This window comes from Streptomyces sparsogenes subsp. cuspidosporus (assembly GCF_039532705.1).
In the GTDB taxonomy this organism is placed as follows: Bacteria; Actinomycetota; Actinomycetes; order Streptomycetales; family Streptomycetaceae; genus Streptomyces; species Streptomyces sparsogenes.
Genome location: NZ_BAAASD010000066.1, coordinates 1 through 12,821, shown reverse-complemented (window position 1 = coordinate 12,821; position 12,821 = coordinate 1). Strand labels below are relative to the sequence as shown.

The window sequence follows — 12,821 nt, the reverse complement described above, 5'->3', positions numbered from 1 at the left end:
CGCATACGACTGGGGCGGTCCGGAATCCTCTTCCGGACCGCCCCAGTCGTATGCGCGGCTCGTACGTGCGCCCCGTACGTGCGCCTCGTATGCGCGGCCGCCTCAGATCCGGATCTGCACCGAGCCGGAGAGCCGGTCGTGCAGGCCGCGCGTGTCGCGGTCCCAGACCACCGCGGGGATCACGATCAGCAGCAGCACGCTGCGCAGCACCACCCGGGGCAGGCCCAGCCGGCCGCCGCGCTCGGAGATCACCCGCAGCCTGAGCAGCAGCTTGCCGGGCGTGCAGCCGACCGTGCCGACGGTGACCACGCTCACCGCGAAGAAGACGACCAGCGCCCAGTTGCCCGTGGCCTGCGCCGTGCCGCCGGACAGCAGCGCGTAGGAGACGAGGAGGCACAGTCCCCAGTCGATGAGGAGCGCTCCCACGCGGCGCCCGATGGGCGCGACGGAGCCCGGCCCGCTCTCGGGCAGCCCCAGTCCCTGGCCTCGGTAGCCGAGGTCGACGCCCATGTCCTCGGCGGCCGCGCGCGGCCCGGAGAGCCATGATCCGATTGCTTGCCTGTTGTCCACCCGACCACGGTACTGCGACCGCATACGTTCCCCGTGGAGCGGGGCCCGCTTCCCGCCCGGCCCTCCCCCGTCGCGCCCCTTCACGGACCGCTCCCGGGCCTCGCCACCATCCCGCGCGCCCCGCGTACGCTGGTTAACCTGGGTGAAACAAATGGGTCATGCTTGGGAAATCCCGTCTGCCTAAGGTCGGCCACAGCGCGCCAGCCGCACATGAGCCGCGCGACCGAACAAACCCCCGTCCCCCGCGGCCGGGCTAGGAGGAGTTGGATGTTCCAGAACGCCGACGACGCTCGGAAGTTCATCTCGGACGAGGACGTCAAGTTCGTCGACGTCCGATTCTGCGACCTTCCCGGTGTGATGCAGCACTTCACGGTACCGGCCGGGGCGTTCGACCCGAACGAGGAACTCGCCTTCGACGGCTCCTCGATCCGTGGCTTCCAGGCCATCCACGAGTCCGACATGGCGCTGCGTGCCGACCTGTCCACGGCGCGTGTCGACCCCTTCCGCCGGGACAAGACGCTCAACATCAACTTCTTCATCCACGACCCGATCACGGGTGAGCAGTACAGCCGCGACCCGCGGAACATCGCCAAGAAGGCCGAGGCCTACCTCGCCTCCACCGGCATCGCGGACACCGCCTACTTCGGCCCGGAGGCCGAGTTCTACGTCTTCGACAGCGTCCGCTTCGAGACCAAGTCGAACGAGGCGTTCTACCACATCGACTCCGAGGCGGGCGCCTGGAACACCGGCGCGCTGGAGGACAACCGCGGCTACAAGGTCCGGTACAAGGGCGGCTACTTCCCGACCCCGCCCGTCGACCACTTCGCCGACCTGCGCGCCGAGATCAGCCTCGAGCTGGAGAAGGCCGGCCTCGAGGTCGAGCGCCAGCACCACGAGGTGGGCACCGCCGGCCAGGCCGAGATCAACTACAAGTTCAACACGCTGCTCGCCGCGGCCGACGATCTTCAGCTGTTCAAGTACATCGTCAAGAACGTGGCGTGGAAGAACGGCAAGACCGCGACCTTCATGCCGAAGCCGATCTTCGGTGACAACGGCTCGGGCATGCACGTCCACCAGTCGCTGTGGCTGGGCGGCGAGCCGCTCTTCTACGACGAGCAGGGCTACGCGGGCCTGTCGGACACCGCCCGCTACTACATCGGCGGCATCCTCAGGCACGCCCCGTCGCTGCTGGCCTTCACCAACCCGACGGTGAACTCGTACCACCGCCTGGTCCCGGGCTTCGAGGCCCCGGTCAACCTGGTGTACTCGCAGCGCAACCGCTCCGCCGCGATGCGCATCCCGATCACCGGCTCCAACCCGAAGGCCAAGCGCGTCGAGTTCCGCGCCCCGGACTCCTCCGGCAACCCGTACCTGGCCTTCTCCGCCCTCCTGCTGGCGGGTCTGGACGGCATCAAGAACAAGATCGAGCCGGCCGAGCCGATCGACAAGGACCTCTACGAGCTGGCCCCCGAGGAGCACGCGGGCGTGCCGCAGGTCCCGACCTCCCTCCCGGCCGTCCTCGACTCCCTCGAGGCCGACCACGAGTTCCTGCTCCAGGGTGATGTCTTCACCTCGGACCTGATCGAGACCTGGATCGACTACAAGCGCACCAACGAGATCGCTCCGCTGCAGCTGCGTCCGCACCCGCACGAGTTCGAGCTCTACTTCGACGTGTGATCGTCCCCGGTCCCCCGGACCGGGCCGAGCCCCGCCACCGCCTCTCGGGCAGTGGCGGGGCTCGGTGCTTCGCTCTCAGTGCCGATCAGATGACGGTGATAGTCCTGTTGTCGCTCGACGGGTTGAAGTTGGTGTCTCCGCTGTAGGCCGTGACGAGGGTGTAGGTGCCGGCCGACTGCGTGGTGCCGTTGGGGAGGAAGGCGAAGCCGGTGGGGTCCAGGGGTGCGGAGCCGCTGAACACCGTGGTCATGCCCTGGCTGAGGGTGAAGGTGACCGTTCCGGTGGGGGTTCCCACCCCGGGAGGCACGGGCGGTACGAAGCCGACGAAGGAGACCGGCGCCCCGGCGCCGGTCTGGAAGGCGGTGCCGGTGGTCAGGGTGTTCGCCTTGTTCACCACCTGGCTGGTGGTCCCGGTCGAGGTGGTGAAGTTAGGGGTGTCGGGGTTGTAGACGGCGGTCACGGTGTGCGAGCCGGGGCCCAGGGTGCTGAGGGTCAGCGTGGCCACGCCGCCCGTCAGGGGCTGGGTGAACGTTCCTCCCCCGGTGCCGTCGATGGTGAAGGTGACCGTGCCGGTCGGCGTGCCCGACCCGGGGGTGTTCGAGGTGACCGTGGCGGTGAAGTTCACCGGCTGTCCGACCACCGACGGGTTCGGCAAGGAGACCACCGTGGTCGTCGTGGCCGACGGTCCCGGGGTCACCGTCTGGGTGTCGGAGCCGGCGGACGGCAGGAAGCTGGTGTCGCCGCTGTAGATCGCGGTGATGGCGTGGGTGCCGACGCCCAGGGTGTTGATGTTGAGCGTGGCCTGGCCACTGCCCGACAGGGGCTGGACGAAGGTTCCGCCTCCCACGCCGGTGATCACGAAGGTGACCGTGCCGGTCGGGGTCCCCGACGCGGGGGCGATCGGCGTCACCGTGGCGGTGATGTTCACCGTCTGCCCGAGCTGTGAGGGGTCGGGCGAGGAGACCACCGTGGTGGTCGTCTGTCCCTGGATGACGATCAGGCTGTTGAAGCCGGTGGAGGACGTGAAGTTCGCGTCGCCGTTGTAGGTCGCGGTGACCGTGTGGACGCCGACGCCGAGGTTGGTGAAGGTCGCCGAGGCCGTGTTGCCCGTCAGGTTCACGGTCTGGGTGGGCGGGGTGGCCCCGGCGACGGTGAAGGTCACGGTGCCCGTGGGGGTGCCGGTTCCGAGCGGGATCACGGTGGCGGTGACGGTGACCGACTGGCCGACGACCGCCGGATTCGGCGTGACCGTGACCAGGGTGATCGTGGGACTAGGCATGATGAGCCCTCCGTGCGATGTGCTGTGGGTGAAGGTGGGCCGGGTGGTCGCCGCGCGGTGCCTTGAGCCGGGCGGAGCGGCGCTTCATGTGCTGGGGGGCTCATCACGGCGACTGACGCTGCGTCACACACGCGCCGCCGTCCCCCGGCAGATGGGAAAACCCACCGGTACGACTAGTAGGCGCGCCGTCAACGCGGTTACGCCATAGAGATGACCTCGAATTGCCCTGAATGGCGCAGCGCTCTGCGGCTCGCGGAGCGCGGGCGGCACGCCCCGTGCGGCGCGCATTCGGCATACGAGCGCTGACCCGTGCTTCGCAAGATCCGGCACCTGAGATCCGTTTCCGCAGATCACCAGCGCTCTGGCGGGCCACTGCTTCGATGGCCGCTGTGCCATCCTGTTGGTGTGAGCGCCCTCACACGTCGGGGCGGCACCCAGTCGGGCCAGGAGGTGGAATGGCGCGATGGCCGGCCGAGGCGGCTTTGGTGTGGACATCACGCGACCGTGGAGGGACCCGGAGGACAGGGCGTCCGGGGTCGGCCTCAGGCCGCCGGGAGCGGAGCACGCCGTGACGGAGCAGGCCATGGCGTTCGCCGCGGCGGCGCTGACGGCCGTGTACGTCCTGTCGGCGGACGGTGACGAGCTGCGGCTGACCGAGACGGCCGGCGGCCCGCGCGCCCTGTACGGGCTGCCCACCAGCTATCCGCTGGCGGGCCGCTCCCCCGTCGCCGACGCCTTCCGCACCGGGCGGCCCCAGTGGTCGACCTCCGCGAAGCTCGCCGTCTACGGGGAGAACGCCCAGCGGGCCCTCCCGGCCGACATGTCGCTGGGCGCGCTGCCGCTGGGCGCGGACGGCAGGCGGCTGGGCTGCCTGGTCGTGGTCTACCCGGGGGACGGCTTCGACGCCGAGCAGCGCAATTTCCTGGAGCTGTACGCCGACCAGATCGCCGCCCAGCTCAAGGCGGGCTCGCAGGTGGGCGGCGGGGCGCCGGGCCGGACCGGGCCGCTGTCGGTGCTCCGCTCGGCGCTCGACCACCTCCACGTCGGCTCGTTCACCCTGGTGCTGAGCACCGGGCGGATCGACGCGGACGCGCAGCTGCTGGAGCTGGTGGACATCGCCCCGGACGCGTTCGACGGCCGGGTGGAGACCCTGCTGGCGCACACCGTGCCGGAGGACCTGCCCGCGCTGATGTCCATCGTCGAGCCGGGCCAGCTGAGCCTCGGCAGCCGTGACCTGGAGTTCCGTATCCGCCGGCCCGGCGGGGAGCTGCGCTGGCTGCGCCTGTGCTGCCGGATCCAGGGCGACGCCGTGGGCACCCCCGAGCGGCTGCTGGGCCTGGTGGCGGACGCCTCGTATCTGCGGCCCACCGCCGACGAGGTCTCCCGGGTCCAGCGGCTGTCCGCGGCCCTGGCCAACGCCATGACCGTCCGTGACGTCGGTCTGGTGGTGACCGCGGCGCTGCGGGAGCCGCTGGGGGCCGACCGGGTGGCACTCGCCGAGCTGGAGGGTGACCGGCTGGTGATGACCGCCCTCGCTCCGCCGGAACCGGGCGCCTGGCCGGGGATGTGGCGGTCGGAATGGCGGTCCGAGTGGCCCGATGTGCCGATCCGCGCGCTGCCCACGCTGGAGACCGCGCTGCGCGAGGGCCGGATCTGCCTGCTGCCCCCGGGCGGCGGCCTGGAGCCGGGCCTCGCGGGCATGGGGGCCGGTGGCCTCGCCGTCCTGCCGCTCCCGGCGCAGGGCCGGGTGGTCGGGGTGGGCCTGGTCGGCTGGGAGGAGCCGCACGAGTTCTCTCCGGAGGAGCGGTCGCTGCTGACCGCGACGGCGGGTCTGGTGGGGCAGGCCCTGATGCGCGCGCACGCGTACGACGCCGAACACGAGCTGGCCACCATGCTGCAACGCAGCCTGCTGCCCCGCAGGCTGCCCGGGCTCCCCGGCGGGGTGGCCGTGGCCCGCTATCTGCCCGCGATGAGCGGGCTGGAGGTGGGCGGCGACTGGTACGACGTCATCCCGCTGCCCAACGGCCATGTGGCGCTGGTGATCGGCGACGTCCAGGGGCACAGCGCCGGGGCCGCGACCATCATGGGGCAGATACGCACCGCCATCAGGGCGTACGCGGTGGAGGGCCACCCGCCCGACGTGGTCCTCTGTCTCGCCAACCGGCTGCTGGTCGGCATGGAGACGGAGCTGTTCGCCACCTGCGCCTATGTCGAGCTGGACATGGAGGAGGGCGACGCCTGGTTCGTCCGGGCCGGACACCCGCCGCCGCTGCTGCGCCACCCGGACGGCTCCACCGAGGAGGTGGCGGTCGAGGGCGGCCCGCCGCTGGGGGTGGTCGCCGACGCGGAGTTCGCCCTGACGGCGGTCGGGCTGGCTCCGGGGACGGTGCTGGCCCTGCTGACGGACGGGCTGGTGGAGTCCGCGAGCCTGTCCCTGGAGGACGGCCTGCGGCGGGTGCGCGGGGCGCTCTCGGAGGCGGACCCGTCCGACGCCGGGCGGCTGGCCGACTCGCTGCTGGGCGACCTGAGCCGGCGCGACGACGACGTGGCCCTGCTGTTGCTGCGCTACGACGGGATGAAGGTCCGCCCGATCCGGGCCGGCTGGGCGGTGTGGCGGCTGCCCGACGCCGTGATGCACGCGCGCCGCTTCACCGCGCGCACGCTGCGCTCCTGGCGTGTGGCCGAGGAGGCCGACATGGTCCTGCTCGTGGTCTCCGAGCTGGTCACCAACGCCCTGGTGCACACCCAGGGCCCGGTGCGGCTGGACCTCACGCTGGCCGGGGACCGGCTGCGGGTCGCGGTGAGCGACTCGTCGCCGCGGGCGCCCGCCAAGCCGGTGCTGGTGGACTGGGAGTCCACCGGCGGCCGGGGCCTGCTGCTGGTCGAGGCCATGTCGGCGGCCTGGGGCTCGGTGCCGGTCAGCGGCGGCAAGCAGGTGTGGAGCGAGGTCGTCGTGGCGACCCACCGGACCGACGACCCGGACCCCGGCACGGGCGGCAGCCCTGGTACGGACGGCGGCACGGGCGGCCGCGCTGGGACAGACACCGGTACGGACCCCGGCACGGGCGGCGCGGCCGTGGCCGGATAGCCGCGGCCCGGCCGCCCGTACCGGTACCGGGTGTGAGGAGGTGCTTCACGTCGTGAGGAGTCGTCCGCGCCGCGCCGCCGCTCTCGCGGCCGCGGCCACCCTGGCCCTCGCGCTGGGCGCCTGCGGCAAGGCCGCCGAGTCCGGCACCGCCGTCCGGCCCGCCTCCCCCCACGCACCGGGGCGGCCGACGATCGGCCTGCTGGTGCCGGACAGCATCACGCCGCGCTGGGACAGATTCGACCGGCCCCTGATCGAGCGGCGGATCGGCCAGCTCTGCCCCGCCTGCTCGGTGGTGTCCGTCAGCGCTCAGGGCGATGTGGCCCTCCAGCGGCAGCAGGTGGACTCAATGATCATCAAGCGGGTGAACGCCCTGGTCCTGGTCCCGGTGGACGCCAAGGCGATGCGCCCCGCGGTCAAGAAGGCGCGGGAGGCGCACATCCCGGTGGTCTCGTACGACCGCCTCGCCCAGGGCCCCATCTCGGCCTATGTGTCCTTCGACGGCCAGGAGGTGGGCAGGCTCCAGGCGAAGGCGCTGCTGAAGGCCATCGGCCCCCGCCGCGCGCCGGGCGCCGGGATCGTCATGATGAACGGCGACCTGGCCGACCCCAACGGGGTGGCGTTCAGGAAGGGGGCGCTGTCCGTCCTCACCGGCAAGGTCAGGATCGAGAAGTCGTACGACACGGCCGGATGGCGGCCCGACAGCGCCTACACCAACATGGCCGGCGCCATCGCCGCCCTCGGTCCCCGGCACATCGACGGCGTCTACGCCGCCAACGACGGCCTCGCCTCCGGGGTGATCGCCGCCCTGCGGGCGAACGGCGTCCGGCCGATCCCCCCGGTCACCGGGCAGGACGCCGAGCTCGCGGCCGTCCAGCGCATCGTCGAGGGCGCCCAGTACATGACCATCTACAAGCCCTTCAAGCCCGAGGCGTACGCGGCCGCCGAGATGGCCGTCGCGCTGGCCCACGGCAGGGGCCCCGGCACCATCGCCCGGGCCCGGGTCCGCGGCGACGTCCCGGCCGTGCTGCTCCGCCCGATTCCGCTGACCGTGCACACCATCCGGAAGACGGTGGTCAAGGACGGCATGTACACGATTCAGCAGATCTGCACCCCGGAGTACCGGCCGGCCTGCGAGCGGGCCGGGCTCGTGCCCTCGGCGGGGACCGCGCGGTGACCCGCGTGGTGAGGGAGGTGGTGACCGTGTCGGATCCTCCGCTGCTGGCGTTGCGCGGCGTCTCCAAGCGCTTCGGCGCCGTCCACGCGCTCGACGACGTCGAGCTGGAGATCCACACCGGCGAGGTCGTCGCCCTGCTCGGGGACAACGGCGCCGGAAAGTCCACCCTCGTCAAGGTGATCGCCGGGGTGGACCCCGCCGACCGGGGCGTCATGGAGTGGGAGGGCCTCGCGGTGCAGGTCAAACGCCCGCACGACGCGCAGGCCCTGGGCATCGCGACCGTCTACCAGGACCTCGCGCTGTGCGAGAACCTCGATGTCGTCGGCAACGTCTTCCTCGGCCGCGAGGTGCGCAGGGTCGGCATCCTGGACGAGGTGGAGATGGAGCGCCGCACCCTGGACCTGCTGGCGACCCTGTCCATCCGGGTCCCCGATGTGCGCCTCCCGGTGGCCACCCTGTCCGGCGGACAGCGGCAGACCGTCGCGATCTCCCGCTCGCTGCTGGGCGAGCCCAGGCTGCTGCTGCTGGACGAGCCCACCGCCTCCCTGGGCGTCGAGCAGACCGCCCAGGTGCTCGACCTGGTGGAGCGGCTGCGCGACCGCGGTCTGGGGGTGCTGCTGATCAGCCACAACATGGGCGATGTGAAGGCCGTCGCGGACCATGCCGCGGTGTTGCGCCTGGGCCGCAACAACGGCTTCTTCGACGTGACTACCACGTCCCAGGAACAGATCATCTCCTCCATCACCGGCGCCACCTCCCACGCCCGCCGCCCGCCCCGCACCGGGGAGGCGGGGCCGTGACGGGCCGCGCCTCCACGGCGCCCGGCCGGCGCGTCAAGCGCGCCCTCGGCCAGGCCTGGAAGCGACTGAGCCAGGGCGAGTCCGGCTCGCTGCCGGTGGTCCTGGGCCTGGTGCTGCTCTGGGCCGTCTTCCAGTGGCTGAACGGCAACTTCTTCTCCCCGCGCAATCTGTCCAATCTGAGCGTGGACATCGTGGGCACCGGCCTGATCGCGGTCGGCATCGTCTTCGTGCTGCTCATCGGGGAGATCGATCTGTCGGTCGGCTCGGTCAGCGGGCTGGCGGCGGCCGTCTTCGCCGTACTGAACGTCAACGAGGGCCTGCCGGAGTGGCTCGCCCTGGTGATCGCGGTGCTCGCGGGCGCGCTGATCGGCGCCCTGCACGGGTTCTTCTTCGCCCGGTTCGGCGTGCCGGCCTTCGTGATCACCCTGGCCGGGCTGCTGGCCTGGAACGGCCTCACCCTCTACCTGCTCGGCCAGAGCGGCACCATCAACCTCGACGACCAGGGCCTGGTCGCCAAGCTGACCAGCTACTACTTCCACGACATCGCCGCCGCCTACGGCCTCGCGGCGCTCGGCGCGGCCGTCTTCTTCCTGACCGCCTGCCGCGACCGGTGGCGCCGCAAGGCCGCCGCGATGCCGTACCGGCCGCTCCGGGAGATCGCGGTGCGCACCGGGCTGATCGCGGCGGTGGCGTTCGCGGCCGCCTATGTGCTCAACCAGTTCCAGGGGCTGCCGCTGGCGCTGCTGATCTTCGTGGTCCTGGTCGCCGCCCTGGACGTGCTGCTGCGCCGCACGCCGTACGGCCGCAGGGTCTACGCGCTGGGCGGCGGGGTGGAGGCGGCGCGCCGGGCCGGGGTGCGGGTGGCGTGGGTGCGGGTGTCGGTGCTCACGGTGTCCGGCACGATGGCCGCGCTCGGCGGACTGTTCCTGGCCTCGCGGATCACCTCGGTGGGCCAGCCCTCCACCTCCGGCATCCTCGTGCTGAACGCCATCGCGGCGGCCGTCATCGGCGGCACCAGCCTGTTCGGCGGCCACGGCAGGACCTGGTGCGCGGTGCTGGGCATGCTGGTCATCCAGTCGATCTCCTCCGGGATGGCGCTGCTCAGCATCCAGTCGGCCCTCCAGTTCATGATCACCGGCGGGGTGCTGCTGGCCGCCGTCGTCCTCGACTCGGTCTCCCGGCGCTCCCAGAAGTCCCGCGGCCGGGCCTGACCCCGGCGCCCGGGCCAAGCCGTGCCCCGTTCGGGTGGATCCGTGCCGTTACGCCGGACGCCCCGGCGGGCCGTGCGGCAGCGTGTGGGCCGACCACCTCTCGCGAACGGGGGTTCCCCATGGCTGCCCAGACCTCCGACCAGCCCGCCGACCAGCCCGCCGAGGAGCTGCGGTTCCGGTCGCCCACCCTCGCGGCGTTCGAGCGCAACCCGCTCACCGGCCGGTCGATGGCGCGCAGACTGCCGCAGCTGGTGCGGCGGGCGCTGGTGCTGTCCTGGCAGGTGGACCGCAAGGCGGTGGCACAGCTGCTGGTGTGCCAGGTGCTGTCCGGGTGCTTCGAGGCGTTCGGGCTGCTGGCCACCACCGGCACCATCACGGCGCTGATCTCCTCCGGGCACGTCGCCGAGCGGGTACGGGAGGCGCTGCCCTCGCTCGCGGTGCTGGCCGGGGCGGCCGGGTTACGGGCGCTGCTGGGCATCGCCGTGTCCAACATCTCCACCCGGCTGGCCCCCCGGATCTCCCGGGAGGCCGAGATGCGGATGCTGGACGCGGCGATCAACGCCGAGCTGGCGGCGTACGACAACCCCGGGTTCAACGACAAGTGGGACGCGGCCGACCGGGGCGCCGATGTCGCCCAGGACCTGATCATCGAGTCCCAGCAGCTGACGGCCTGCCTCGCCTCCCTGGTGGCGGCGGCCGGGGTGGTGACCGTGCTGCACCCGGCGCTGCTGCCGCTGCTGCTGCTCGCGGCGCTGCCGCAGGGCGTGGCCGGGATGAAGGCGGCCCGGGTGCACTACGAGACCTCGCGCGCGATGAGCGCCGAGCGGCGCACGCTGGGGCTGCTGCGCTGGTACATGGTGGACAAGGACATCGCCGACCAGCTGCGCTCGGGCACCATGGCGGCCTTCCTGCTCGACCGCTACCGCGCCATCGGCGCCCGGGTGGACGCCGCGACCGACCGGGCGGCCCATCGGGGGGCGCGGTTCGCGGTGCTGGGCGCGCTGGCCGGAGGGGCGGCCTCCGGGCTGGTGTGGGTGGCGCTGGCGCTGCTCCTGGGGTCGGGACGGATGTCCGTGGCCTCGGCGGGGACCGCGGTCTTCGCGCTGCGCACGGTGGGCTCCTCGCTGCGCGGCATGGTGGCGTACGGCACCCGGATGTTCCGTACCGGGCTGTATCTGGACGACTGGGCGGAGTTCATCGAGGAGGCGGGCGGCCACCGGGTGCGGCGCGGCAGCCGGGTGGCGCCGGCTCCGCGGGTGGTGCGGGCCGAGTCGGTCGGCTACCGCTACCCGGAGTCGGACGCGCCGGCGCTGGACGAGGTGTCCATCGAGGTGCGGCGCGGCGAGGTGCTCGCCCTGGTCGGCGAGAACGGCTCCGGCAAGACCACGCTGAGCAAGCTGCTCACGGGTCTGTACCTGCCCACCAGCGGCGCGGTGACCTGGGACGACGTCAAGACCCGGGACCTGGACCCGCAGGCGCTGTGGCGGCAGACCGCGGTGGTCCCGCAGGACTACGCCCACTGGCCGCTCACCGCCCGCGAGAACATCACCCTGGGCCAGCCGCACGGCGGGGACGAGGCGGTGCGGGAGGCCGCCGTTCGCTCGGGGGCGCAGGAGGTGGTGGACGGGCTGCGCAGCGGCCTTGACACCCTGCTGGCCCGGCAGTGGTGGGGCGGGGTGGAGCTGTCCGGCGGCCAGTGGCAGCGCATCGCGCTGGCGCGCGCCTTCCACCGGCCCGCCGGGCTGTTGGTGATGGACGAGCCCACCAGCGCCCTCGACGCCCGCGCCGAGCACCGCGTCTTCGCCGGGCTGCGGCGGCTGGCGGAGGACCGCGCGGTCGTCCTGGTCACCCATCGGCTGGCGAATGTGGCGGTGGCCGACCGCATCGTGGTCCTGGACCGCGGCCGGGTGATCCAGCAGGGCACCTTCGCCGAACTGGTCGCCTCGCCCGGGCTGTTCCGGGAGCTGTGGTCCCTGCAGAACGACCGGGGGGCCGCCCCGGACCCGCGCGGCTGAGGCCGTCCGGCCTCAGCGGTCCCGGGCCGGCCCGGTGGCCGTGTCCGCCCCGGTGGCCTGGTCCGCCCCGGTGGCCTGGTCGGCCCCCGCCGTCCGGGCCGACTCGGTCGCCCGGGCCCGTGAGGCGGCTATCTCCGCGTAGGCCCGGTCGCGGCCCTCCCAGTGCGAGCCCTCGACCGACTTGCCGGGTTCCAGGTCCTTGTAGACCTCGAAGAAGTGGGTGATCTCCCTCCGGTCGAACTCCGACACATCACCGATGTCCCGCACCCCGGCGTAGCGCGGGTCGTGGGCGGGGACGCAGAGGATCTTCTCGTCCGGGCCCTTCTCGTCGCTCATGCAGAACATGCCGATGGCCCGGCACTCGATGACACACCCCGGGAACGTCGGCTCACCGACCGTGACCAGGGCGTCCAGCGGGTCGCCGTCGCGCCCCAGGGTGTGGTCGATATAGCCGTAGTCGGCCGGGTACTTGGTGGCGGTGAACAGCATCCGGTCCAGCCGGATCCGCCCCGACTCATGGTCCATCTCGTACTTGTTGCGGGATCCCTCGGGGATCTCCACGACCACGTCGAACTCCATCGCGACCTCCTCCCCGCGCCGGCCGGCCGCGTCACCCGCGCGCCCGGCGCGCGCTTCCAGTGTGCGCCGGGCGTGGCGTACGGGCAGCTCGGGCCGGTGCGTTCACGTCGCGGCCCAGCCTGCGGTTGGCGAGCACGGAGACCCTGCGCCGGACCGCGGTGACCTCGTCGGTGTCGATCTCCGCCACCAGCAGCCCCGGGGTCGCCCCCAGCCGCTGCCGCACGGTCCCGTCGGGGCCGACGACGGCGCTGTGCCCGATGCCCGTGGGGGCCGTCGGGTCGGCCCCTTCGGCCGCGAGGGTGCCGGTCGCGGCCGGGTCGGCCTGGCCGACGGCGGCCAGCCATACGGTGGCGTCCAGCGCCCGGGCCCGGATCAGCAGTTCCCACTGCTCGCGCTTGCCCGGCCCGGCGCCCCAGGAGGCGGGCAGC

At 72.6% G+C, this 12,821-nt stretch carries 10 protein-coding genes; 6 read left to right on the top strand and 4 right to left on the bottom strand.

Going from position 1 to position 12,821, the window contains the following annotated elements:
* Positions 1 to 102: 102 nt before the first annotated feature.
* On the bottom strand, positions 103 to 570 hold the full coding sequence (locus ABFY07_RS40000) for an RDD family protein (protein WP_346179177.1): 468 nt from the start codon (positions 568 to 570) through the stop codon (positions 103 to 105).
* A gap of 267 nt (positions 571 to 837) precedes the next feature.
* Here ABFY07_RS40000 and glnA point away from each other — a divergent pair, with 267 nt between their 5' ends.
* Complete coding sequence (gene glnA / locus ABFY07_RS39995; protein WP_346179176.1) at positions 838 to 2,247, top strand: type I glutamate--ammonia ligase; 1,410 nt, start codon at positions 838 to 840, stop codon at positions 2,245 to 2,247.
* A gap of 85 nt (positions 2,248 to 2,332) precedes the next feature.
* Here the strand turns inward: glnA and ABFY07_RS39990 are convergent, their stop codons facing one another.
* A complete protein-coding gene (locus tag ABFY07_RS39990; protein ID WP_346179175.1) occupies positions 2,333 to 3,526 on the bottom strand; it encodes an Ig-like domain repeat protein in 1,194 nt (397 codons plus the stop codon).
* Between the two features lie 568 nt (positions 3,527 to 4,094).
* Between ABFY07_RS39990 and ABFY07_RS39985 the strand changes: the two genes are divergently transcribed.
* The 5 genes from ABFY07_RS39985 to ABFY07_RS39965 all read left to right on the top strand — a co-directional run bounded on the left by ABFY07_RS39985 (position 4,095) and on the right by ABFY07_RS39965 (position 11,814).
* Positions 4,095 to 6,614, top strand: coding sequence for a SpoIIE family protein phosphatase (locus ABFY07_RS39985; RefSeq protein ID WP_346179174.1), 2,520 nt, complete (start codon positions 4,095 to 4,097; stop codon positions 6,612 to 6,614).
* Positions 6,615 to 6,666: 52 nt separating this feature from the next.
* Positions 6,667 to 7,788, top strand: coding sequence for a substrate-binding domain-containing protein (locus tag ABFY07_RS39980; protein WP_346179173.1), 1,122 nt, complete (start codon positions 6,667 to 6,669; stop codon positions 7,786 to 7,788).
* Positions 7,789 to 7,805: 17 nt separating this feature from the next.
* Positions 7,806 to 8,588, top strand: a complete 783-nt coding sequence (locus ABFY07_RS39975) for an ATP-binding cassette domain-containing protein (RefSeq protein WP_346179188.1) — start codon at positions 7,806 to 7,808, stop codon at positions 8,586 to 8,588.
* Positions 8,585 to 9,799 carry a sugar ABC transporter permease gene (locus ABFY07_RS39970; RefSeq protein WP_346179172.1) on the top strand — a complete coding sequence of 405 codons (1,215 nt, stop codon included), beginning with the start codon at positions 8,585 to 8,587 and terminating at the stop codon, positions 9,797 to 9,799. Before ABFY07_RS39975 ends, ABFY07_RS39970 begins: the two co-directional genes overlap by 4 nt.
* A 119-nt stretch (positions 9,800 to 9,918) precedes the next feature.
* On the top strand, positions 9,919 to 11,814 hold the full coding sequence (locus tag ABFY07_RS39965; RefSeq protein WP_346179171.1) for an ABC transporter ATP-binding protein: 1,896 nt from the start codon (positions 9,919 to 9,921) through the stop codon (positions 11,812 to 11,814).
* 12 nt (positions 11,815 to 11,826) lie between these two features.
* Here ABFY07_RS39965 and ABFY07_RS39960 read toward each other — a convergent pair whose 3' ends face one another.
* Together ABFY07_RS39960 and ABFY07_RS39955 are read right to left on the bottom strand one after the other, a co-directional pair.
* The gene (locus ABFY07_RS39960; protein WP_346179170.1) at positions 11,827 to 12,393 is read right to left on the bottom strand and encodes an inorganic diphosphatase; all 567 of its coding nucleotides are present in this window, start codon (positions 12,391 to 12,393) and stop codon (positions 11,827 to 11,829) included.
* A 31-nt stretch (positions 12,394 to 12,424) separates the two neighbouring features.
* Positions 12,425 to 12,821: nitrilase-related carbon-nitrogen hydrolase (locus tag ABFY07_RS39955; protein ID WP_346179169.1), on the bottom strand; the 397-nt coding region annotated here is incomplete at its 5' end.